The organism is Pseudobutyrivibrio sp. LB2011, from assembly GCF_000701765.1.
Lineage (GTDB): Bacteria > Bacillota > Clostridia > Lachnospirales > Lachnospiraceae > Pseudobutyrivibrio > Pseudobutyrivibrio ruminis.
Genome location: NZ_JNJS01000004.1, coordinates 219,450 through 243,749, shown reverse-complemented (window position 1 = coordinate 243,749; position 24,300 = coordinate 219,450). Strand labels below are relative to the sequence as shown.

Below are 24,300 nucleotides of genomic sequence, written 5' to 3'. Positions count from 1 at the left end.
ATATCACAAACTTAATATTTGCTCCATTTTATCCCAGTCAAAGACTTTTAAAGCCTTTTTTAACTCTGCAATAGTTTCAGCATCTGTCTCAGGTAATCGATAATTATCTAACTCCTCGAATAGCATCTCTATAGCGTCATACTCCATCTGTGGAATCAACTCTTTCAAAGCTTCATACGCATCTGAAAGCTCTTCTGGCGCTATAAGTTCTTTTTCAATATCCTCCTCTGTATTTGATTCATCATTTCCATATACCAGCTTCATTTTTTCGTATATGGCTGTGTAAATATCCAAAACCCGATTCGTATTTGCGGTTATCGTATCTACGTTATTCTCTTTGCCTGCCATTTCAAGCTCTAAGGCCTTATTAGACAAGTCATTTGCTCCAATTAATCTTGCAGATGATTTAAGGGCATGAACCTGAATGGTGTAATTCTTAATATCCATACCATCATAGTAATCCTTTATCATCTGAATACGCTCTGGGGCAGTCTCGTAGAAACTTCTACATACAATCAAATAGGTATCTTTATCTCCTGCAGTTGCAATACCTGAATCTACATCCATCTCATCTATCTTTCTAAGAGATGTAAGAATGTCAGTATTTTCACCGTCTTGAGAGTTGTTGATTTTTGATTCACCAGCAAAATTGTATATCTTTTTGTCGTCGGTCAGATATCTTTCAATCATCGCCTCGAATTTAAGTCCATCAATTGGCTTTGAAAGATAATCTGTAAATCCCGCATCTAAATACTCTTCTTTTGCGCCCTTTACTGCATTTGCTGTAAGAACAATAATTGGAGTATCGCTATTTATCGGACAAGAGGCCCTAATAGCTTTCAATGTTTCTTCACCACTCATACCTGGCATCATTGCATCAAGGAATATAATGTCGTACTTTCTTGAATGAGATAAATCAACAGCAAGAGGTCCTGATGATGCTGTATCCACCTGGATTTCAATTCTTTTCAACAGATTCTTGGCTACAATAAGGTTCATTTCCACATCATCCACAACCAAAATATTTGCATTTGGTGCATGGAATGATTCTGCTGCATCCTCAGATTCAACATCATTAGCCTTTTCTCTGTAATCGCCGATCTTCTCATCGCCACGAACTTCCTGAAGAAGAGAGAATGCAAAAGTTGATCCTTCACCGTAAACACTGGAAACCTCAAGCTGGCTATGCATCTTTTCAAGCAAGCTCTTTGTGATACTCATTCCAAGGCCAGTACCTTCAACCTTTTTGTTCTTGTGCTCATCAAATCTCTGATAAGGTGAGAACAGATTTGCAAGGTCCTCTTCCTTAATACCCATACCAGTATCTGAAACACTTACCTTAAGAACAATCTCGGCATCTGACTCATAGGCATAATCCATTTCAAATGTAACAGTACCTTCTTGTGTATATTTAACTGCATTGCTAAGAATGTTGATAATAATCTGCTCAATTCGAACATCATCACCGTACAGGAACTGTGGTATGTCTGGATTAATCTTCACGTCGAAGCTAAGGCTCTTATCATCTGCTTTTGGTTTAATCATATTTACCAAATCGTTTACCATGATAGCCAAATCATATTCGCTTTCAACCAACTGAAGATTTCCAGATTCAATTTTAGAAAAATCGAGAATATCATTTATCAACGCCAGCAAGGTTTTGCTAGCATTTCTGATATCTCTTGCATATTTCTTTGTTGTGTCCTCCTGTGATTCTCTTGTAATCATGGTTCCCATACCAATAATTGCATTGATAGGAGTTCTGATTTCATGAGACATACTTGCAAGGAAAGCAGACTTCATCTTGTTTGCTTCCTCTTCCATTCTAAGGCTTCGCTCTAGGGCTGCTGTCTTTTCATCCTGAAGTTTCTTTACTATCTCTTCGTGTTCTTCGTTCTGCTTCTTTGTCAAAGTAAATACTACACCATTAGCAAATGCTACAATAACGGCAATGAGAATTAACAAAGACTCTGTATAGTAATAGAGTTTGAAGGACAATGTTTCAAAGGCTTCTCGCTCTTTTACTATTGTATAAACCTGTTCCACTAAAAGCTTATTGTCCTTGTTGAGGACCTCTATATGGAATTCATATGTACCAAAAGGTATATGGAAATATGATATAGTGCCTAATTCGCTGGCCTGAACCTTGGTTTTCTCTGTATCCACACCTGCCAGATAATATCTGACATATGGATCAGTTGGTGTAAAGTTGTTTAAATCAAGGTTTATCTCAACTCGCTCAGTACCTCTAGGAATTATTATCTCATCCTTTGTAGTGATTGGTTTATATGTGCCATCAAGAGAAATGCCTGTTATCTTTGCTTTATAGTTATCTATATCCATTCCATATTTATCCAGGTTAAGAGAATAGATTCCAGTACTACCGCAAAGGAACAATATGTGATTTTCGGCTACAAAATTCCATGCATTACTTGTAAGACTTCCAGGTAAACCTTCCTTTGAATCCAGCAATTGGTATACATCTGTAGTAAGGCCAGCCATAAGGTTTTCATAGCGAACTACGTATACACCTGCGCCACCTGTAATATAAACATTTCCATCATCAGCCTGGTACAAATCAAAGTTGTTAAAGTATGGAATACCGCTCAATTCACGAACCTGATATTTAAGATTCATATAGCAGACTCCACTTCCTGTCATAACAAAATAGCCGTTGCCAACTTTATCCTTAACAATTCTAAGAATAACGCTAGAGCATAACCCGTCATTATTTGTTATGTAGCTTTCTACCCTACCGTTTCGGATAATAGCGATACCATCACCGTCAGTTCCTGCAAGAATTGTTCCGTCATCCATCTCTACAGCATTTAACACCGTGGCATTTCGTAGAGCTTTTCCTAATTCAAGGGTTCCATCGATATGTCTATCCTTTATAAAAGCGATTCCACTTTCACTTGATAACAACAATCTTCCATCAGACAGTGTTGTAATAAATCTTTGCTTTCTTTCATGCACCTGCTCACTACCTTCTGTAATGTATGGGAAGAATTCTCCATCCTCAGAAATGGCCATAAGATTCTTGCCATAACCGGCTATAACAAGATTGTTATCAGCATCTGTTGTCATAGAACGGATTCGTGTTTCTTTATAAAAATCAGTTATTTCATTTTGGATAGAGGTTCCATTGTTATAATCTAAAATAACAAGGCCATCATCAGTTCCTATGTAAAAAAGATTATTTTTACTTCTAATTACGTTGGCAACTGAAGGAGAAACATTGCATACTCCAAATAAATCCACAAAAGCCGATGGACTCAAGCAAAGAAGACCTCTACGATAAGAGGTAAACCAAAGGTCTCCTTGATAGTCCTCATATATCTGCTCAACTGAACTATCAAAGCTTCCTGTATTAATGATGCTTGCTTTTCCATTTAAATCTACAAATCCAACTCCTGCATCAGAAGCTATATAAATCATTCCATTTCTATGGAAATATATTTCATTTATGTATGTGAGCCCAGGAGTTTCTATAGTATCCACCTGCACATATTCGCCATCTATGTATTGGTACTTATAGATGCATTGCATATCTGTACCTAAATACAAGGCGCCATCAAAATCATATTCTAATGTTGTTGCCTCATCACACTGGAATGAAGTAACTTCATCATCTGAATCTGTAGAATATACTCTTATCTCACCAACAGTATTCAGCACTGCGATATGACCATTGTTGTCAATATCCTCTTTTGATACATTGCCTACTTCTATGCTGTTCTTTACTATCTTTATCTGTTCATTTTCCACTCGAACTACAGAAAGGCCCGCAGTGGTACCTACATAATAATTTCCATTATCATCTTCAACTATTGCACGAACAGAGTTTGATGGTAAGCCATCATCAGCATTTACTACAGAATATGACAAATCATCATGTAACATTGTCAGGCCAGCACCATTTGTTCCAACCCAAAGTCTATCGCTCTCGTCAGAAAAAAGGCACTGAACTGATCTTATAGAATCAATAGTATCCAGCAATTGAAATGATTGACCATTGAATCTATACAATCCACCATAGGTTCCAACCCACATACTACCGTCAGCAGTCTGAGTCAAGTCATTGGCACATCCGCCTACCAGGCCATTGTCACTATTATAAATACGCTGAACGAAATTTATATTCATTTCAGACTCAGCATCTGCCTCTATTGGACTGGCAAAGGACAGCGCTGTAGATATTGCTAATGCTGTAAGACTAATCTTTGCCCCAAGGGATTTTTTAAGTCTTTTCGCATTTTTCTTTCTAAAATAAAACTTATAAAACCTACGAACTATATATATTGAAACACAAGCTGCTAAAGAATCTGCAAAAGCTATATACATGCTACAAACAAAAATGCATGTAAGTACACTACCACCATGAGTGGACACGTAGGCTGACAAAGCATCAATGTAGTAATTTCCCGATGACTCAGGAAACAGCATGTATGTATTGAAAGTAAGCATTACGCCCTTAATAATCGAGAAAGTTAATGCCAAACTTATTACTGACAAAAATCTATTAAAGAATCTATTTTTCTTGCTTAGTAAATACACGAAAATAGCCATAGCCATATCTATTGGTACATAATATATGTCTATCGCTATATTGAAAGAAGATATGAATCCGCTTATAAGTACAGTAATAACGCCCAGAAGCCAGCCGCCATAATAAGACGCATAAACTATTCCGGTCAAATTTAAATAGCCCGGAAATTGCGTTTTGCTAGCAATAAAGCGTCCGATAACATTTATTAAAATTCCTATCACTAGGATTTTTATCTTCTTTTTGTCTATGTTACTCATTAAAAAACTCCCCAGTTTATTCTTCTATTGAATCTATTATTTTAAGAAAAACATCGATTATAAAAGGATCATACCATGTGCCTGATTTCTCCTTGAAGAATGTCTTCATTTCATCCAAGGTATATTTCTTTCTGTACTCTCTGTCACGGCTAATATCATCATAAGCATCAGCAACAGAAATAATTCTGGCAATAAGAGGAATCTCCTCTCCCTTTTTACCTGTTGGATAACCTGTTCCATCGAATCTTTCGTGATGATAAAGAGTGGCAGAAGGTGCCTGTGGCATAGACTTTACATCCTCCAAAAGTCTAGCCCCCTTCATTGTATGTACCTGAATAATCTTCTCATCTTCTTCTGTAAGCTTCGAAGATTTGCTAAGAATTCTCTCTGGGACAGCATAATTACCAATGTTATGAAGTAATGCCCCATAATAAACTATGTTGCAATCCTGTTTATCCATGCCCATTGCTTCAGCAATCTTCTTAGCATACTTTGCAACTCTGTTAGAATGATCCTTGTGATAGTAATCTTTTTCATCTGCAAGCTTGCTGCAAATAGCAAACATATCATCAATGATCTGGCTCTGATAGTACATTGTGCTTTCAAAGCCAACAACTATCCATGCAATTACAGCAAAAACAAGCATGATTAAAATCCATGCTGGAATGATAACAAGGAATAATGTTCCGAATGTTCCAGAAAAATATGACTGGTTCAAATGATATGTCATTACATAATCCGACAAATCATTATCACCTGAAATGCTATATAAAATCAGACCTATATATGCCTGGCCTGAATATTCATTTGTAGACTTAAGTGGAACCTCTCCCGAATCGTTGCCAGTATATGGCCAATAGATAAAATAGTCTCCACTATTAAGTGGTATAAGAAGATCCTGGCCAGCCAATTGATAGTCAAGAGATATATCACCAATGTTGTAATCTCTAAGATCGATAGTCTGGCTCTTCTCCTGTCCGTCCACAAACTGATGAATCTCTACTGTGCCATTCCAGGCATTATTTATCCAGCAGCTTTCCTTGATATTGACCCTAAGCTGCCAATCAGACAATAGACACTTTGAATTATTAGTGATAACTGCCTCATATATCTTGCCATTAATTACCATATCCTCAAAGGCATCATTCTTTTCCCAAGAGTCAGTAAGCATTCCTCTTGGGTGAATATCAGCAGTAACATCCATAGAAACAGTATCAGAAGTATAATACCTTTCCTGCTGGTTAAATTTATTAATTTGGATTACGTGAAATACAAATGAAATGATTATTATGGCAAACGCAATGCCTAATACAATGAATGTGCGTTTTATAAGCGTTTTGATATTCTCTGGTGAACCCATTTTCCCCTCCCCATGTTACATACAATAACATATCTATTGTACTCAACTTTTGCAAAAATGTGCGTTTTTTTACAAAATATACACAAAAAAATGAGACCGTTGTTATAGGTCTCATTTTTGTATACATTTTAAAGGGTCATGCTGATTGCTCCAAGCAGCTCTTCAACCTCTTCATCTGTGGGAATTCCATCATAGCAAAGTGCATAGTCGATAAGCTGTTCAAATGCACTCTTTCTAGATGATTCCAAAGGGAACAGCTCTGTAATAGGTTGTCTCCATCTGCCAAGCATTTCATTAAGCTCTCCAAGCTTTGGAGTAAGCACCTCTTTTTCTTTATTTCTAAGGAACTGAGTAAGGGCTGGACTATTGCCACTACTTGAAAAAGCTCCTACCAAATTCTGCTCCTTCAAATATGATGGGAAAATAAATGAGCATTTATCCTTGTCATCCACCACATTGACAGGGATACCGCCTTCATTGCACATCATAGAAATCTGAGCATTCAGCTCATTATCGCTAGTTGCAACAACAACCAACTTCCTATCCTGAAGGTCAAGTGGCGTAAACTCGCGCTGCTCTAAAAGAAGATGATCTGTCTCCTCCGATAAAGCTGCAAGCTCCATAGAAATCTCCTTGGCAATTACATGTACCTTTGCTCCAAAATCAAGAAGTACATTTACCTTTCTAAGGGCTACTTCACCGCCACCAACTACCAGGCAGTTAGTATCAGTTATATCTACAAACATTGGAAAATATGCCATATCTGCCTCCTTGATATGTTTTCTCACCATCAGTGTATACACTATAGCAAAAATATGTGAAAAAACTATTCTTCGTAAATAACACTTTTATCAATTTGAGATAAAGCAATATCTATCTCCTCCAGATATTGCTCACCAATCTTACTCATTACTGAGTTTTTCTTGGTGATATAACCTATTTCCATAACGCTGTTTGGGTTTTCCTCATCACCTTTGTAGGGGACAACAACGTATCCGTCACTGTTCAAATCTCCCCAAACAATTCCAGAGCACAGTGTATAACCGTTCATTGCACGAACCAGATTAAGCATTGTTGATCTATCTGTAACTCTTACAGTCTGAGGATATATGTTCTCGCTAAGAATCTCTTCTGCCAAAAACTCGCTGTTCTCTCCTTGTTCAAAGGAAAGACAAGGATAATCCTTCAAGTCATCAAACGTAATATATTCTTTTTGAGCAAGTGGATGCTCTCCCCACAAATAAACAAAAGCACGGCACTTGATTAGTGGATGGAACTCCACTGAATGCTCATTGAAAAGCTTATTTAAAGCTTTGCGATTATGCTCGCTTATGTAGAGAACACCGATTTCACTTTTTAGGGAGCTGACGTCTTTAATAATGTTATATGTGGTGGTCTCTCTCAAGGCAAAATCGAACTGATTCATATCGTATTCTTTTGCCATGTCGATAAAGGCACGAACTGCAAATGTGTAGTGCTGTGTAGACACACCAAACTTTCTTTTGTAAGTACCTTCATCCTTATATTTTTGCATTACAATATCGTATTGACGATAGAAGCCTCTGATGTCATCCAAGAATTCCTGACCCTCAGGTGTTACGATAACACCTTTATTGGTTCTCATGAAAATGGTCAGTCCCACCTCATTTTCCAGCTCTTGAATGGCACTGGTAAGCGTAGGCTGAACAATGTATAGCTTCTCCGCTGCCTTGTTCATTGACCCCATTTCTTCAATAGTTAACGCGTACAATACTTGTTGTAATGTCATAGTTTTATTCCCCTATTTTGTCTCTGCTAAATCCGTTAGTTAAATCCTTTAGTACCTCGCTTGCCAATACAAGTCCTGCAGCTGATGGTGCAAAAGCTATAGACCCTGGAGTTGCTCTTTTTCCAGGATTTAATGGCTCCATATCCTGTGTCTCTATTGGGCTGACTGGCATCTCATCAGAAAATACCACTTTCAAATCCCTAATCCCCCGCTTTTTCATTTCTTTACGCATTACCTTGGCTAATGGGCACATTGTTGTTTTATAAATATCAGCAACTCTAAATCTACTTGGATCAAGCTTGTTACCTGCTCCCATGGCACTTATAACAGGAACTCCAAGCTCCTTACAGCGCATAATTATTTCAATCTTAGCAGTAACAGTATCTACTGCATCAACAACATAATCATAAGTTTCGAACGGAAACTCATTAGCATTTTCTGGAAGGAAAAAGCACTGATGAATACTAATGTCTGCATTAGGATTAATGTCTAGCATTCTTTCCTTCATTACCTCCACCTTTTGTCTTCCGACAGTGGAATGAGTAGCAATAATTTGACGATTTATGTTTGTAAGAGAAACAGTATCATTATCAACCAAATCAAAATGTCCTACCCCGCTTCTCACCAGGGCTTCACATACATATCCTCCTACACCGCCAATTCCGAAAATGGCAACTCTTTTATTCTCCAGCCTCTCCATGGCTTCCTTGCCAAGAAGAAGTTCTGTTCTCGAAAACTGATTTAACATAAATACCTCTATACAAAAAATGAATACCTACCAAATCAGTAGGTATTCATATAATATTTTTTATAATGCTATTTGTCAATATTACAAGCCCAATGTTTCGTTCATACTGCCTGTGCGATAGCCCTTTAAATCAAGTGCCACATATGCAAAACCGTATTCCTTTAGCTTGTCATAAACCTTTAATCTGAATGCTTCATCATACATTCTAGGAAAATCAGAAGGACTCAGCTCAATTCTCGCAACATTGTCTCCATGAATACGTACTCTAAATTGTTTGAAGCCCTCATCCAATAAAAACTGCTCTGCTTTATCAACCATTGAAAGCTTCTTTTCTGAGATTGTCTCACCATATGGAAAACGGCTTGCAAGACAAGCAAATGACTGCTTCTCTGCTGTTGGAAGTCCAAACTCCTTTGAAAGCTGACGAATTTCTGACTTGGTAAATCCGATATCTCGCAGTGGGCTTTTTGCCCCAAGCTCTGCAACAGCCTGTAAGCCTGGGCGATAGTCACCATTATCATCAAGGTTGGACCCCTCGGCCACATAATCTATGCCCTGCTCCTTTGCAAGTGCGAACATCTTTTCAAAAAGCTCCTTCTTGCAAAGATAACATCTATTTGGTGGATTCTGTGCAAATCCATCTATTTCTAATTCTTCTGATTCAACGATAAAATGTCTAACTCCAAGTGATTTAGCATAGTCGATTGCTTCGTTCAGTTCTCTCTTTGGAAATGAACAGGAAGAAGCAGTCACTGCAATAGCATTGTCCCCTATAGCCTCGTGTGCTGCATAAAGGAGAAATGTGGAATCAACTCCACTGGAAAACGCTACCGCAACCTTTCCTAAATCCTTAAAGTATGCTTTTAAGCTTTCATACTTGCTCATCAATTCCTGATTCATAATCTACCTTTTATCGATTGAAAAACTCTACAAATTCCTCGTAGCCTTCACCTGAAAGCTGTTCCTTCTGGAACTTTTTATTTTTGTTCATACGAACAACGAGAACTGTATTGCCTTCAGCACGTGAAGCCTTTGCCTGAGCCATAACCTCAGCAAGCTTCTCTGCTGGATAGCCCTTTTCAACAAGGTAAGCAATCTTCTTACTAGCGCCTGGAACCTTAAAGCCCTGCTCCATAAGAAGAAGGATGATGCGCTCAAATCCGATTGAGAAACCACAAGCTGGTGTGTTCTGACCTGTGAAGTTGCCAATCATCTTGTCGTAACGTCCGCCACCACCGCAGCTTCCGCCGAACTCAGGGATAGCGATTTCAAAAATAGTACCTGTGTAGTAGCTCATACCACGTACAAGTGTAGGATCAAATACAAGCTCAAAATCAGCTTCCTTTGTAGCGTTAACTGCTGCAGCGATTTCTCTCATCCAATCTGCAACTTCCACATCAAGGAAATCACCAAGCTTATCAAGAAGAATGTTCATTCCTTCTGCAACATCCTTAACATTTTCAAGGGCTGCAAAAAGACCAACATACTTGTCGATTGACTCCTGTGAATATCCTGACTCAAGAAGCTCCTTAGAAACTCCATCAAGACCAATCTTGTCCATCTTATCAAGTGTGATGAAGATTGAATCGTAATCTCCCTCTGCAAAACCTGCATAAGCTGCCATCGCCTTAAGGATACGACGCTCGTTGATGCGGATTTCGAAGTTCTTGAAACCGATACGTCCAAGTGTTGTAGTTGTAGCAAGGATAAGCTCTATCTCTGCAAGGTTGCTAGGCTCACCAAGAATATCGATATCACACTGTGTAAACTGGCGATAACGGCCACGCTGAGGTCTGTCTGCTCTCCAAACAGAACCAATCTGAAGTGACTTGAATGGTGATGTAAGCTCATTTGCGTGATTTGAATAGAAACGGCAAAGAGGCACTGTAAGGTCGTATCTCATACCAAAATCTACTACATCATCCTCAGTCTGTGCTTCAGGTATGTTAAGCTTTTCTCCACGCTTCATTACCTTGAAGATAAGCTTTTCGTTTTCGCCACCCTGCTTGTTAGAAAGGTTGCCGATTGACTCCATTGCAGGTGTTTCGATTGGAGTGAATCCGAAAGAACGATATGTGTCCTTGATTATAGAAGTAACGTAGTCTCTAACTTCCATTTCGTATGGAAGGATGTCTTTCATTCCATTAACTGGTTTCTTGTTTAAAGCCATTTTAAATCCTCTCTAAGTCTTTCTCTTTTTCTATCTATCATTTCATCAATTCTGTCAATGTATAATTGAACGTCCTTGACATTTTCACATCTAGTAACTGTCTTGCCATGGTCAGCAACAAACTTGCATGAGCAGCCAGCACCAAGTGCCATTATAGTTTGTTTCTCTTCCATTATCAAGATATTGTAAAGCCCCTCTTTACCTGGCATTGCATAACCAATATTCTCAAGATTTGCAGCCATATTTTTCTGGCGATAAAGGTAATATGCATTCATTCCCATATGATTTGCACAGTCCAGGCAAATATCCATATGAGTCTGTGAGTTCTCTATTAAATAATCGTCATAAGACTCTCTGTCAATGTTGAGACGAGCTGAATGCTTAAGAGCAAGTGAATGAACTGTAAGATTGTCTGGTGCCATCTTCTCAACTTCATCTAAAGTGTACTTTACATCCTCAATTGTCTCGCCAGGAAGGCCAAGAATCAAATCCATGTTGATGTTGTCAAAGCCAAGTTCTCTAGCCCATCCGTATACACGGTGAATATCCTCTACCTTATGGAATCGACCAATCAAATCCAGTGTCTTTTGATTCATTGTCTGTGGGTTGATTGATATACGGCTAACTGGATGATTCTTCATAATCTGAAGCTTTTCGTATGTGATTGAATCTGGTCTGCCAGCTTCGATTGTGTATTCCAAAAGAGACTTTGTATCAAAGTATTTGTCTACCAATGTAAGAAGCTTTTCCAAATGCTCCTCATCCAAGGATGTTGGTGTACCGCCACCAATGTAGATGGTGGTAAGGCTCTTTTCCTTGCAGGACTCTGCTGTAAAAGCCATTTCCTTTTCAAGAGCATCCAGATAATCATCTAGCTTTTTCTTCCACAGCCCAATTGGGTAGGAAGTGAATGAGCAGTACAGACAAGTACTTGGACAGAATGGAATTCCAATATAAACGGAATAGCCATTGTCATAATCTATCTTTGATAAAAGCTCATGCTCCTTGTGTGAAACCTGAAGGCTAAGGTTGATTTTTGCATCGGAAGTACGATAGGTATCCTTCATGTATGAAGCGATGGCCTCATCATCTGCGCCATCTTCTATCATGCCAAGGCTGATTTTAGTTGGGCGTATGCCTGTAAGAGTACCCCATGGCAATTCCTTGCCGGTACGCTTGCTAAGACTTTCATAGATGGCAAGCTTCAGACGATTCTTTGTGTCTGGTCTGTCAGAATAATCGATTTCAATTTCTCTGCCATCCAGGGTGAGAACGTTGTCTGAGTAATTAACCTGCATCGAAAAAAGAAGCCCTGCATCCTCAGGTGTGGGCTCTGTAGAGATTTTGACCTCTTCCTTTGGATAAAAGGCTTTAACTAGTGAATAAATATCATATTCAAAATTATCTTCGTTTAATTGTATGTAAATCATAAAAATGGATTGTATATCCTTTCTGTACCGATAGTGGTTGGCTCGTTGTGACCAGGGTAACAGATAGTATCATCTGAAAGAGTCATAAGCTTTGACTTGATTGAACCTACCAACTGACTCATGGAACCTCCTGGGAAATCTGTACGTCCCACGGAACCACTAAACAATGTATCTCCGGTAAAAACTATATCTTCATTAGGGAAATAGAAGCAGCATCCACCTGGTGTGTGACCTGGTGTGAAAAGGCACTTGATATGAAGTCCTGCTAAATCTATTTCCTCATCGTCCTTCAAAAAAACATCCGCGCTATAGCTTTTGGAATCTCCAAACATATCTCCTGAAAGGTTGATGCTTGGATTTTTAAGCTCCTCTGCCGTAGCCTCGTGTGTGTAAACCTTTATACCATATTCCTTTGCTGTGGAAGCAGCCTCTCCAGCATGATCAAAATGACCATGTGTCAGAAGGATTGCAACAGGCTTTGTGCCAGTGCTTTCCACTGCAGACTTGATACGCTCAAAAGCTGAGCCTGGATCAATTATGATTGATTCATTTGTATCTTCATTTATGGCTATATAGCAGTTTTCTGCCGCTGCTGGCAGAAGTACTTTTCCTACTTTCATCTTATCCTCTAGGTCTTTCTACGTCGATGATAGACTCAACCTGCTTAATCTTTTCAACCAAAGAACGAAGCTGCTCGCGGCTTTGTGTACCAAACTTGATAGTGATGGTAGCAACACCCTGTTTGCTTGTCTTGGAATGGATTGAGTCGATATCTATCTCTCTTTCGGTGAATATACGTGTGATATCAACCAAAAGTCCTGTACGGTTGTTTCCGTAAATATTGATTTCTGTGAGGTATACTCCGCCCTTCTTGCCATCTTCCTCTGCGTCACGAGCCCACTCGGCCTCGATGAGACGTTCCTTTTCGAATTCTGGAAGATTAATCATATTGATACAATCGGTACGGTGAATTGATACACCTCTTCCTCTGGTAACAAAACCTACGATTTCATCACCTGGAACTGGATTACAACACTTTGAGAAACGAACTGAAACATCGTAAAGTCCGCTAACTGTAATACCATTTTTAGACTTTGGCTTAGCTTCCTTGCCTGAACCAGAATGCTCTGCCAAGATTTCTTCGTCGGTAACCTTAACTGGGTGATCCTTCTGCCATGCAGAGAACATTCTGTTGATAACAGCACCTTCTTTGATGGCACCCTGACCAACTGCCGCGAGGCAATCTTCCCAGCTGTGGAATCCGTATTTATTAATAATGATTTCCTGATATTTAGGCTTGTTTATATCGCCAAGATCCACACCTTTTTGCTTTGCAGAACCAATGAGAAGTTCCTTACCTTTAGCGATATTTTCGTCCTTGGACTGACTGCGGAACCACTGATTGATTTTGTTCTTTGCCTGTGAACTTTTGACAATACTCAACCAGTCACGGCTTGGGCCGTTTGTATTCTGAGATGTGACAATCTCGATACGGTCTCCGTTTTGGATGACATAGTCGATTGGCACAAGCTTGCCATTGACTTTTGCACCAATCATTTTGTTTCCTACTGCCGAATGGATGGCATAGGCAAAATCGATAGGTGTTGAACCGTTTGGCAGATTCTTAACATCACCTGATGGGGTGAAACAAAATACTGTATCAGAAAACAGGTTAAGATCTGATTTTAATAAGGAAGAAAACTCTTTATTATCTGAGATTTCCTGCTGCCACTCGAGGATTTCACGAAGCCATGAAAGCTTTTCTTCCTCGCCCATAACAGTAGAGCCTTCACCGCTTTCCTTGTATTTCCAGTGGGCAGCGATACCGTATTCGCTAGTACGATGCATTTCGTATGTACGAATCTGGATTTCGAATGGCGCACCATTAGGTCCGATAACTGTAGTATGCAAAGACTGATACATGTTTGGCTTTGGCATAGCGATGTAATCCTTGAAACGACCTGGAATAGGTGTGTACATTTCATGGATAACGCCAAGTGCTGCATAACAGTCCTTGATAGAATCTACAATGATTCGAACTGCAAATAAATCGTATATTTGATCGATGGTCTTGTGCTGATTAACCATCTTTTTGTAGATGCTAAAGAAATGCTTTGCACGGCCATAAACCTCTGCATCGATTTCCGCATCCTTTATATGCTTTGAAACATCCTCTACAAGAGAATTAATGTATTCTGTACGCTGACTCTTTCTGAGTGCGATTTTTTCAACTAAGTCGTAGTAAGCATCTGGCTCCAGATACTTAAGTGAAAGGTCATCAAGCTCGATTTTAACCTTGCTGATACCAAGACGCTGTGCAAGTGGAGCATAGATTTCCATGGTCTCACGCGCTTTTTCCTTTTGCTTTTCAGGACGCATGTACTTTAGAGTACGCATGTTGTGAAGTCTATCTGCAAGCTTGATAAGGATGACACGGATATCCTTTGCCATTGCAAGGAACATCTTTCGAAGGTTTTCCGCCTGGATTTCCACCTTATCCGCATCATAATTTAACTGACCTAACTTTGTGACACCATCCACAAGCTCTGCAACTTCGTCAGAGAACTCTGCTGCTATCTCTTCCTTTGTATAGATGGTATCCTCAACAACGTCGTGAAGAAGACCAGCCACAATTGTTTCTTTATCAAGTTCCAAATCAGCAAGGATAATTGCAACGCAAAGTGGATGAATGATATATGGCTCACCAGATTTACGCACCTGTCCCTCGTGGGCTTTGTGCGCAAGTTTGTAGCCCTTTTCAATCATAGAAATGTCTGTGTTAGGATGATATTTGCGCACTCTATCAATGAGCTCCTTATAGAGCTCGTCTGGATCAACAAAGTCCGCAGTAGCGATGACACCCTGGCTTTCAAAGGCAATCTTATTTTCTAGCTTTTCTAATTCGTCCCTGTTTTGAACTGCCATGATATCACCACCTTCCATGAAAAAATTATTAAATATTATATAATTTAACCGTGTAAAAAGCAATAATAAGGGGGCTAAAAATAGGCAATTTTCTAGACAATTTTAAAAATTTTTGATATTATATCTCAGGTTTTACATAGTTTGATTTATGAAAGGATTATTTATATGATACAAGCTAATAACGTTACTCTTCGTTTCGGCAAGAAAGCCCTTTTCGAAGAGGTTAATATCAAATTTACAGAGGGTAACTGCTACGGTATCATCGGTGCTAACGGTGCTGGTAAGTCTACTTTCCTTAGAATTTTATCTGGTCAGTTAGAGCCTACTAGCGGCGAAATCACAATGAGCCCTGGTAACAGACTTTCATTCTTAGAGCAGGATCACTTCAAGTATGATGAGTTCACAGCTCTTGATACAGTAATTATGGGTAATCAGCGTCTTTACGACATTATGAAAGAAAAGGACGCTATCTATATGAAGGAAGACTTTTCTGATGAGGACGGTATCCGCGCAGCTGAGCTTGAGTCTGAGTTTGCGGAGATGGATGGTTGGAATGCAGAAGCAGATGCTGCTACTCTTCTTAACGGCCTTGGTGTTGATACAGAGTTCCACTACACACAGATGTCAGAGCTTCCTGGTGCATTAAAGGTCAAGATTCTTCTTGCAAGAGCACTTTTCGGTTCACCTGATGTACTTCTTCTCGATGAGCCTACTAACCACCTTGATTTGGATGCTATCGCATGGCTTGAGGAGTTCCTTATCAACTTCGAGAACACAGTCATCGTTGTATCCCATGACCGTTACTTCTTAAATAAGGTATGTACACATACTGCAGATATCGACTACGGCAAGATTCAGCTTTACGCTGGTAACTATGATTTCTGGTATCAGTCTTCACAGCTTATCATTCAGCAGCGTAAGGAAGCTAATAAGAAAAAGGAAGAACAGATTAAAGAATTACAGGAGTTCATCCAGAGATTCTCTGCTAACGCTTCTAAGTCTAAGCAGGCTACATCACGTAAGCGTGCATTAGAGAAGATTCAGCTTGATGACATCCGTCCATCTAGCCGTAAGTATCCATACATCGATTTCAGACCAGCTCGTGAAATCGGAAACGAGGTTCTTTCAGTAGAAAACCTTACAAAGACAATTGATGGTGAGCTTATCCTTGACCACCTTACATTTAATGTTGGTCGTGAGGACAAAATCGCTCTTGTTGGTTCAAACGAAAAGGCTAAGACAGTTCTCTTCCAGATTCTTGCAGGTGAGATGGAGCCAGACGAAGGAAGCTACAAGTGGGGTGTTACAACATCTCAGTCATACTTCCCTAAGGACAACACAGAGATTTTCAACACAGACCTTCTCATTGTAGATTGGCTTACACAGTTCTCTGAAATCAAGGATGCTACTTATGTTCGTGGATTCCTTGGCCGTATGCTTTTCGCAGGCGACGACGGAGCTAAGAAAATGAAGGTATTATCCGGTGGTGAAAAGGTACGTGTACTTCTTTCACGTATGATGATTGAAAACTCAAACGTACTCATGCTCGATGAGCCTACTGACCACCTTGATATGGAATCAATCACAGCACTTAACACTGGTCTCCAGAAGTTCTCAGGAGTAATCCTCTTCTCTTCTCGTGACCACGAAATTGTACAGACTACAGCAAACCGTATCATCGAAATCCTTCCAAATGGACAGATGATTGATAAGATGACAACATACGACGAATACCTTGAGTCAGACGAAATGGCTCGTAAGCGTACAGTACTTGAGTTATCTTCAGATGAACTTGATGATTAATAAAAAAATGCCAGCCCAGAGGGCTGGCATTTTTTTATTCATATCGTAAAGCCTCAATTGGATTTAATTTTGCAGCTTTGTTAGCTGGATAGTATCCGAAGAAGATTCCGATGGCCATAGAGAAGGCTACGGCAATTATGATGGCGCTGATTGATACGGATGCTGAGTAGCCCATGTATGTGGCTGCTACGGATCCAAGAACAACACCAAGTATGATTCCGATAAGTCCACCCATTATACAGATAACAACTGATTCTGTAATGAACTGAAGCCTGATGGAACCGTTTGTTGCTCCCAAAGCTTTTCTAGTACCAATTTCTTTAGTACGCTCTGTGATTGATACAAGCATGATATTCATAACACCAATACCACCAACAACAAGAGATATACCTGCGATAATCGCAAGGGCAAGCTCAATTGTTCCAATCATTGTGGTCATTGATTCAATCATGCTGGCCATGCTTGTAACTGAAACCTCATAATCATCATTGTTTGAGTAATACATAGTGTTGAAATAAGTTTCAACAGTGTCTGCAAACTCCTCTGAATCTGTATCGATTGTTGTTACAAGTGTAAAGCTTTCATATCCATCATTGATTGTATGAAGCTGAGTTCTAGCTGTATCGTAAGGGATGTACAAATCCGTTGTTGTATCTTCAGTAGAATCGCTAGACCATGTACTATCATCGTATTCATAAACACCTACGATGTAGTATGTATAATACTTTCCATTGATGCTGATTTCTACAGCAGACCCCAAAGCAGCGGAAGTATCCCCATCAAACATGTTATTAACAAAGTAGTCTGAAACAATACAAACCTTCTGAGCATTTTCATAATCCTTTTCTATGAATGTACGACCTGCAAGTATCTCTGGGTCGTTGTATTCCATATAATCCTCGTTGTAACCTACAACATTTACATATGCATATAAATCACCGTCGATGGCTGTACCTGAACCAACAGTTGATGAAAGAAGTGTATATTTTATATTATCGCTGTATTCCTCAAGGAATGAATCTATCATATCGTCGGTAATGTAGTCCTCTGTGTCCATAGATCTGCGATTTCCGGCGCCAAAGTGCAATCCTGAAGAAGTAGTCTCCTCGGAAGTGCTCTTTGCTGATACACCAACTGTTAAGTTATTTGCTCCCATCTCCTGCATCTGTGTGTTAACCATAACAGTGATAGAATTACCAACCGTCATGATTGCAATAACGGATGCAATACCGATGATGATACCAAGCATTGTAAGTAGGGAACGCATTATATTGGACTTTAGTCCTGCCAGTGCGAGGAGGACGTTTTCCATAATTAGCATGCTAAATCCTCCTTTATTGTTTCCCACTGACCTTTCGACTCACCTCTTATATCACCATCTCGGAGTGTGATGATACGCTCTGTCTCTAAAGAAAGCTCATTTGAGTGAGTAATTAAAACGATGGTCTTGCCCTGCTCCTCATGAAGCTTGTGGAATATATCCATAATCAAGCGACCTGTTGCAGAATCAAGGGCACCTGTAGGCTCATCTGCAAGAATGATTGCCGGGTCATTTGCCATAGCTCTTGCAATGGCTACACGCTGTTTCTGTCCACCAGAGAGCTCGTCAGGATTGTGCATCATTCTGTTTGTCATGCCTACCTGCTCCAAAAGCATTTTTGCTCTTTCATTTCTCTCTGCTCTTCCTATGCCAGCGTACATCATTGGAAGCTCAACATTTTTGATAGCATTTGTTCTAGCTATCAGATTGTATGTCTGAAATACGAATCCAATCTTCTTGTTTCTTAAAATAGATAATTCGTGGTCCTTTGCTTTTTCAATATCTACACCATCAAGTGTATATTCACCACTTGTTGGTCTATCCAAGGCACCAATTATATTCATAAGTGTAGACTTTCCTGAACCAGACTGTCCAACTATTGATACGAATTCGCCTTCACGGACGCTAAAATTAACGCCGTGAAGTACTTCAAATTCGTTTGGTGTGCCGATGAAGAAGCTCTTATGGATGTCACGAAGATCTAACATGATATCTCCTGCTGCCATAATTCACCTCCTACATTCCGCCTGGGCCGCCACCCTGGCCGCCGCCACCACTTGGAGCACCGCCTCCCATGTCGCCGCCACCTTGGCCGCCGCCCATGTTAAGTAGTGAATTGTTTTCATCCTTTGACTCATCAGATGAATTAGAAGATGTGCTTGATGCTGTTGCCTTTACCTGAAGTCCTTCTGACAATTCATCACTGATAATCTGTACATAATAATCACTCTCAAGACCAAGTGTTACTTCAAGTTTTGTCTCATTTCCATCGTCATCAACTACTGTTACATAGCTATTTCCATCTGCATCTGTCTCTACGCAATCATAAGCTACTGCGTAAGCATCTGTTACTGATTCAAGGATAACTGAAGCCTTTGCTGTCATACCAACACGGAGTCTATCGTCTGTATCATCAAGTGTAATCTTTACTTCGTAGCTTGCAGATGTGCTGCCTGTGCTTGAAGATGAGCTTGATGTTGTAGAATCAGATGTAACTGCAACATATGAAACTGTTCCTGTAAACTCATCATCATCTGTAGCATCAAACTTAACTACTGCTGAAAGTCCTTCGCTAAGAGATGCAATGTCATACTCATCAACTGTTGCTTCTACAACAAATGAATCTGTATTTGATATCGTAAATACGGTATTACCCTGTGTATAGTTATTTCCCTCTTCTACATTGATTGCTGTAATGTATCCAGAAAATGGAGCAACAACCTGTGTGCCTGACTGGCTTTCAGTTACTGACTCATACTCCTCTGTCTTTGTGTATGTGTTGTCGTATTCCTGGTTTAACTGCTCGAGCTCATACTGATACTGAAGGTCTTCAATTTCCTCCTGGAGTGTTTCGAGCTCATCCTGCTTTGACTCATATCCTGAAATAGTTACTCCGTTGCCATCATCAAGAGTCTTAGCTGCGTTTGACTCTGTTGTCCAACGGCTAGCAACTGAAGAATCTGAATCGCCGTACTCAAGATAATCGTTGTAGGCATCAACGAGGTTGTTATAAACATCAGCCCACTCATCTAAGTATTCCTGAATCTCTGCCATCTCTTCCTGCTTTTCTTCAATCTGATCTAAATAATCCTGAAGAGTATGTGCGTCCTCGATATCAGAGATATTGTATTTTGCATTTAACTCAGCAAGCTTTGTTGCGTAATCATCTGCATCAAACTCAACGATAACTGTGCCGGCCTCTACATAGTCACCCACTTCATAATACACTGCTGCAACCTCAGTACCTGTTGCAACTGTTGAAGTTACCGACTGTGTCTGGCCTGCTGCAAGTGTACCAGTTACACTAATTGAAGACTGTAAATCCATTACTTCTACAGAAGTTGTAAGTGTCTGTGTTTCCTCAACTTCATGTGAGTTTGTCTTCAACAGATACTTTCTTCCAAATATAATTCCAACTACGATTAAAATAATAATTATGATAAATAGTAATAAATGTTTTTTAATAAAGCGGCCAAATCGCTTTATAAAACTACCCAATTTAGAAAGGATAGAAAACTTTTGAGAATCCTTCGGCATTTTGTCCCTCCTGGTAAAATATGTTTTTGATTAACTTCACACACTTTACTAGGATTTTTCCCCTAAGTAAACGGATTCCACATACCTTTCAGAATAATTCAGATGGTCGTCACATGGCCGTTTCACAACGTACAAAAAAAGCCAACAGGCAAAATACCTGTCGGCTTTAAATGAGCTAGTAGACAACAAGCTAAGGATAGACTATTCGTAACGCAAAGCATCGATTGGATTTAGTTTCGCCGCCTTGTTGGCTGGATAGTATCCGAAGAAGATTCCGATAGCCATTGAGAAGGCTACGGCTACTACGATACTCTGTGCAGATACTGCAGCTTCATATCCCATCAGCTTAACAGCAACTGTACCGAGAACTACACCAAGTATAATTCCGATGATTCCACCGATTACGCAGATAACAACTGATTCGGTTATAAACTGCATTCGAATAGAACTATTTGTAGCACCAAGGGCTTTTCGTGTACCGATTTCCTTGGTTCGCTCTGTGATTGATACCAGCATAATATTCATAACGCCGATACCACCAACTACCAGTGATATACCGGCAATTACTGAAAGCGCTAGCTGAATCATACCTATCATGGAATTCATGGAATCCATCATAGATGTCATACTTACAACCATTACCTCATAAGTGTCATTTCTTGAATAATAATTTATATTAAAGAAATCACGTGTCTTGATAGCAAAATCATCGTTGTTTGTATTTACTGATGTAACGATTGTGAAGTAGTAATCGCCTTTATTTTGATTGTGATTAGCTGTTCTAGCTGTCTCGTAAGGAATTACAAGCTCTGTTGTTGGATTGTCTGAAACACCAAATGAGAACTTATCCTCAACGTATTCGTAAACACCTACTATGTAGTAATTATAGTATGTGCCAGCTACATTAACCTCAACCTCCTGGCCAAGAGCTGCTTCGCTATCACCATCATAAATTCGCTCAACAAATTTGTCTGTTACAAGACAAACCTTCTTTGCATTTTCAAAGTCCTGGTTGAGGAACTGACGTCCTGCAACCATTTTGTAATCCTTAAATTCAAAGGTATCTTTGTTATATCCAACAATTTGAACATTGGCATTTTTATTGCCTTCAACAACCTTACCCTTGTCACCAACGTTTTCCATTTTCAGGATATACTGAACGTCATCAGGGAATTCATCCTTATATGCCTGAATCATTTCATCGGTAATCATATCGCTGTCAGTCATTTCTCTGACATAGCCATCACCATAGCTTGTTCCATCTTCATTGGTCTGGTCTGTGGACTTTTGCATAACACCCATTTCAAGGTTGTTTGCTCCAAGGTCCTGCATAGTACTGTTTACGATTAATGTGATGGAATTACCAACTGTCATAATTGCAATAACGGATGCAATACCAATGATGATACCAAGCATAGTCAGAAGGGAGCGCATTATGTTGGCCTTAAGTCCTGCTAAGGCAACCAGAATATTCTCTGTAAATAACATTACTCCACCTCCTTCTTTACGCCAGCGCGTTCATCAGAAGAAAGTCCCTTCCAATTGCCCTTTGATTCACCCAGGATTGTTCCATCCTTAATAGTGATAATTCTGTCAGTCTCCTGAGAAAGCTCAGGCGAGTGGGTAATGAGAAGAATTGTCTTTCCCTGCTCCTCGTGGAGCTTGTGGAAAATATCCATTATCATTCGTCCAGTAGCTGAATCCAGCGCACCAGTAGGCTCATCTGCAAGGATGATAGCTGGGTCGTTAGCCATAGCTCTTGCAATGGCTACACGCTGCTTCTGTCCACCGGAAAGCTCGTCTGGGTTGTGGTGCATTCTATCTGTCATGCCAACTTCTTCAAGTAGCATCTTTGCTCTGTCTGTACGCTCACCACGTCCCATTCCTGCGTACATCATAGGGAGCTCAACGTTTTTAAGTGCGTTGGTTCTCGCAATAAGATTGTAGGTCTGAAATACAAAACCTATCTTTTTATTTCTAAGCGCAGACAATTCATGATCTTTTGCTTTTTCAATATCTACTCCATCAAGAGTGTACTCTCCAAGTGTAGGTCTATCTAAGGCACCGATTATGTTCATCAATGTAGATTTACCGGAACCTGACTGTCCTACAATGGAAACAAACTCACCCTGATTGACGGTAAGATTAATTCCATGAAGAACCTCAAATTCATTTGGTGTACCGATGAAAAAGCTCTTATGAATATCACGAAGGTCTAGCATTAAATCTCCTGCTGCCATAAGGACCTCCTATTCAAAAGTCATATAATCCATAATATCTGTGCTAGGTGCATCGCTAACGATTGCCTCTACAGTCATGCCTTCTTTGATTCCATCACCTGAAATCTCTACATAATAATCGCTTTCAAGTCCCTTTGTAACAGGGATGTCCTTCTTTGTTCCATCATCAGCGATAGATGTTACGAAGAAGCTTCCGTCATCCTTCTGCTGAACACAGTCATAAGGTACTGCAAGCACATCTGAAGCAGAATCAAGAACGATGCTTGCCTTTGCTGTCATACCAACACGGAATCTATCGTCTGTTCCATCCATCTTAATCTTTAATTTGTATGACGCAGCGCTTCCAGTTGATGTACCTGTTGCTGCGCTGTAGTTAGCTGAAGCTGTTGCTGCAGATGTAGTAGATTCAGATGCAATTGATACGAATGAAACTGTACCTGTGAATTCCTCGTCACCTGTGGCTTCAAACTTAACTGTAGCTGGCAAATCCTTTTGGATGTTTGCTACATCGTATTCATTAACAGTTGCCTCTACAATAAATCCGCTTGTATCAGCTATCGTAAATACGGTATTGCCCTGTGTATAGTTGTTACCCTCTTCAACGTTCATTGTAAGGATATATCCTGAAATAGGTGCCTCTACCTTTGTCTTATCCATGCTCTCATAAAGATCATTTTTAGCATCTACCTGAGTGTAATTCTGAGCATAGTTCTGCTGCATCTGTGCAAGCTCAATCTTGTTCTGAGTTGTACGGATTTGCTCCTTAAGAGCATCAACCTCGTCCTCAACAGCTTCGTATCCTGAAACAGTAACTGGCTCACTTCTGCCAGCAGCAGCTGCTGATTCTCTATTCCAACGCTCTACTACAGATGGGTCAGAATCCTTATATTTCTCATACTGATCAAAAGCATCCTTAAGGTTTTCGTAGATTGCCTTGTTATCATCAAGCCACTTCTGCTTCTCGTCAATCTTCTTCTGAGTGTCTTCGATGGATTTTTGCATATCCTCGATGCTCATGCTTGCTTCAGTGTTTGTAATATCGTTCTGAAGATTGAGCTCTGTAAGCTTACGCTCATAATCATCGCCATCAAACTCAACTACTGTCTGGCCTTTTTCGACGTAATCTCCTACCTCATAATTTACAGTAGAAACCTTTACGCCTGTAACACCTGTACCACCAAGTGTTGATGTAACAGTAAGTGTCTCATTTGCTGTAAGTGTTCCAGTAACACCAACAGACTTCTTTAAGTCCATCTTTTCAACTGTAGATGTGACCGGTTCATTCTGTTCATCAAGCATAGCCTGAGCCGCAACTTGAGCCTTGTGTCTTATAAACAACACCACGCCAATAATAACAACCAGAATAATGATTAGCTTCAAGTGCTTTTTGCAGAAGCCACCTATTTTCTTTATAACGCCCAATTTCATCCTCCTTTTGAACATATCCTGGGTAAGGTATGTTCGTATAACTTT

The 24,300-nt window shown here is 39.8% G+C and carries 17 protein-coding genes; 1 reads left to right on the top strand and 16 read right to left on the bottom strand.

Annotation, left to right across the window (positions count from 1 at the left end; genetic code table 11):
• Positions 1-3: 3 nt before the first annotated feature.
• The 10 genes from T375_RS13265 to T375_RS08520 all read right to left on the bottom strand — a co-directional run bounded on the left by T375_RS13265 (position 4) and on the right by T375_RS08520 (position 15,207).
• Positions 4-4,806 carry a response regulator gene (locus T375_RS13265; protein ID WP_049960364.1) on the bottom strand — a complete coding sequence of 1,601 codons (4,803 nt, stop codon included), beginning with the start codon at positions 4,804-4,806 and terminating at the stop codon, positions 4-6.
• Positions 4,807-4,822: 16 nt separating this feature from the next.
• Positions 4,823-6,166 (bottom strand): HD-GYP domain-containing protein, encoded by a 1,344-nt coding sequence (locus T375_RS13260; RefSeq protein ID WP_049960363.1) that lies wholly within the window; start codon positions 6,164-6,166, stop codon positions 4,823-4,825.
• A gap of 128 nt (positions 6,167-6,294) precedes the next feature.
• A complete protein-coding gene (locus tag T375_RS08555) occupies positions 6,295-6,927 on the bottom strand; it encodes a precorrin-2 dehydrogenase/sirohydrochlorin ferrochelatase family protein (protein ID WP_044937333.1) in 633 nt (210 codons plus the stop codon).
• A 65-nt stretch (positions 6,928-6,992) separates the two neighbouring features.
• Positions 6,993-7,934, bottom strand: coding sequence for a LysR family transcriptional regulator (locus tag T375_RS08550; protein ID WP_044937330.1), 942 nt, complete (start codon positions 7,932-7,934; stop codon positions 6,993-6,995).
• Positions 7,935-7,938: 4 nt separating this feature from the next.
• Positions 7,939-8,682 (bottom strand): tRNA threonylcarbamoyladenosine dehydratase, encoded by a 744-nt coding sequence (locus tag T375_RS08545; RefSeq protein WP_044937327.1) that lies wholly within the window; start codon positions 8,680-8,682, stop codon positions 7,939-7,941.
• 81 nt (positions 8,683-8,763) lie between these two features.
• Positions 8,764-9,582, bottom strand: a complete 819-nt coding sequence (gene larE / locus T375_RS08540; protein ID WP_044937324.1) for an ATP-dependent sacrificial sulfur transferase LarE — start codon at positions 9,580-9,582, stop codon at positions 8,764-8,766.
• A 10-nt stretch (positions 9,583-9,592) separates the two neighbouring features.
• Positions 9,593-10,852 carry a histidine--tRNA ligase gene (gene hisS / locus T375_RS08535; protein WP_044937321.1) on the bottom strand — a complete coding sequence of 420 codons (1,260 nt, stop codon included), beginning with the start codon at positions 10,850-10,852 and terminating at the stop codon, positions 9,593-9,595.
• The gene (gene hemZ, locus T375_RS08530) at positions 10,843-12,282 is read right to left on the bottom strand and encodes a coproporphyrinogen dehydrogenase HemZ (protein ID WP_044937318.1); all 1,440 of its coding nucleotides are present in this window, start codon (positions 12,280-12,282) and stop codon (positions 10,843-10,845) included. Before hemZ ends, hisS begins: the two co-directional genes overlap by 10 nt.
• On the bottom strand, positions 12,279-12,902 hold the full coding sequence (locus tag T375_RS08525) for an MBL fold metallo-hydrolase (protein ID WP_044937315.1): 624 nt from the start codon (positions 12,900-12,902) through the stop codon (positions 12,279-12,281). Before T375_RS08525 ends, hemZ begins: the two co-directional genes overlap by 4 nt.
• 1 nt (position 12,903) lies before the next feature.
• Positions 12,904-15,207 carry a RelA/SpoT family protein gene (locus T375_RS08520; protein WP_044937312.1) on the bottom strand — a complete coding sequence of 768 codons (2,304 nt, stop codon included), beginning with the start codon at positions 15,205-15,207 and terminating at the stop codon, positions 12,904-12,906.
• Between the two features lie 165 nt (positions 15,208-15,372).
• On the opposite strand from T375_RS08520, the gene T375_RS08515 reads away from it, so the two are divergent.
• A complete protein-coding gene (locus T375_RS08515; protein ID WP_044937308.1) occupies positions 15,373-17,010 on the top strand; it encodes an ABC-F family ATP-binding cassette domain-containing protein in 1,638 nt (545 codons plus the stop codon).
• A gap of 34 nt (positions 17,011-17,044) precedes the next feature.
• On the opposite strand, the gene T375_RS08510 is transcribed toward T375_RS08515, so the two are convergent.
• The 6 genes from T375_RS08510 to T375_RS08485 form a co-directional block, all read right to left on the bottom strand.
• On the bottom strand, positions 17,045-18,331 hold the full coding sequence (locus T375_RS08510) for an ABC transporter permease (RefSeq protein WP_044937305.1): 1,287 nt from the start codon (positions 18,329-18,331) through the stop codon (positions 17,045-17,047).
• Positions 18,325-19,056 carry an ABC transporter ATP-binding protein gene (locus tag T375_RS08505; protein WP_044937303.1) on the bottom strand — a complete coding sequence of 244 codons (732 nt, stop codon included), beginning with the start codon at positions 19,054-19,056 and terminating at the stop codon, positions 18,325-18,327. The genes T375_RS08510 and T375_RS08505 overlap by 7 nt, the downstream gene beginning before the upstream one ends.
• A gap of 10 nt (positions 19,057-19,066) precedes the next feature.
• Positions 19,067-20,587 (bottom strand): efflux RND transporter periplasmic adaptor subunit, encoded by a 1,521-nt coding sequence (locus T375_RS13590; protein WP_044937300.1) that lies wholly within the window; start codon positions 20,585-20,587, stop codon positions 19,067-19,069.
• 201 nt (positions 20,588-20,788) lie between these two features.
• Positions 20,789-22,075 carry an ABC transporter permease gene (locus T375_RS08495; protein WP_044937297.1) on the bottom strand — a complete coding sequence of 429 codons (1,287 nt, stop codon included), beginning with the start codon at positions 22,073-22,075 and terminating at the stop codon, positions 20,789-20,791.
• A complete protein-coding gene (locus tag T375_RS08490) occupies positions 22,075-22,827 on the bottom strand; it encodes an ABC transporter ATP-binding protein (protein ID WP_033153562.1) in 753 nt (250 codons plus the stop codon). The genes T375_RS08495 and T375_RS08490 overlap by 1 nt, the downstream gene beginning before the upstream one ends.
• A 9-nt stretch (positions 22,828-22,836) precedes the next feature.
• Entirely contained in the window at positions 22,837-24,249 is a 1,413-nt protein-coding gene (locus T375_RS08485; RefSeq protein WP_044937294.1) for an efflux RND transporter periplasmic adaptor subunit, read from the bottom strand.
• Between the last annotated feature and the right edge of the window lie 51 nt (positions 24,250-24,300).

Bases quoted from the DNA above. Each gene is read 5' to 3' on its own strand.
- T375_RS13265 (WP_049960364.1), bottom strand. From the start codon at position 4,806: ATGAGTAACATAGACAAAAAGAAGATAAAAATCCTAGTGATAGGAATT.
- T375_RS13260 (WP_049960363.1), bottom strand. From the start codon at position 6,166: ATGGGTTCACCAGAGAATATCAAAACGCTTATAAAACGCACATTCATT.
- T375_RS08555 (WP_044937333.1), bottom strand. From the start codon at position 6,927: ATGGCATATTTTCCAATGTTTGTAGATATAACTGATACTAACTGCCTG.
- T375_RS08550 (WP_044937330.1), bottom strand. From the start codon at position 7,934: ATGACATTACAACAAGTATTGTACGCGTTAACTATTGAAGAAATGGGG.
- T375_RS08545 (WP_044937327.1), bottom strand. From the start codon at position 8,682: ATGTTAAATCAGTTTTCGAGAACAGAACTTCTTCTTGGCAAGGAAGCC.
- larE (WP_044937324.1), bottom strand. From the start codon at position 9,582: ATGAATCAGGAATTGATGAGCAAGTATGAAAGCTTAAAAGCATACTTT.
- hisS (WP_044937321.1), bottom strand. From the start codon at position 10,852: ATGGCTTTAAACAAGAAACCAGTTAATGGAATGAAAGACATCCTTCCA.
- hemZ (WP_044937318.1), bottom strand. From the start codon at position 12,282: ATGATTTACATACAATTAAACGAAGATAATTTTGAATATGATATTTAT.
- T375_RS08525 (WP_044937315.1), bottom strand. From the start codon at position 12,902: ATGAAAGTAGGAAAAGTACTTCTGCCAGCAGCGGCAGAAAACTGCTAT.
- T375_RS08520 (WP_044937312.1), bottom strand. From the start codon at position 15,207: ATGGCAGTTCAAAACAGGGACGAATTAGAAAAGCTAGAAAATAAGATT.
- T375_RS08515 (WP_044937308.1), top strand. From the start codon at position 15,373: ATGATACAAGCTAATAACGTTACTCTTCGTTTCGGCAAGAAAGCCCTT.
- T375_RS08510 (WP_044937305.1), bottom strand. From the start codon at position 18,331: ATGCTAATTATGGAAAACGTCCTCCTCGCACTGGCAGGACTAAAGTCC.
- T375_RS08505 (WP_044937303.1), bottom strand. From the start codon at position 19,056: ATGGCAGCAGGAGATATCATGTTAGATCTTCGTGACATCCATAAGAGC.
- T375_RS13590 (WP_044937300.1), bottom strand. From the start codon at position 20,587: ATGCCGAAGGATTCTCAAAAGTTTTCTATCCTTTCTAAATTGGGTAGT.
- T375_RS08495 (WP_044937297.1), bottom strand. From the start codon at position 22,075: ATGTTATTTACAGAGAATATTCTGGTTGCCTTAGCAGGACTTAAGGCC.
- T375_RS08490 (WP_033153562.1), bottom strand. From the start codon at position 22,827: ATGGCAGCAGGAGATTTAATGCTAGACCTTCGTGATATTCATAAGAGC.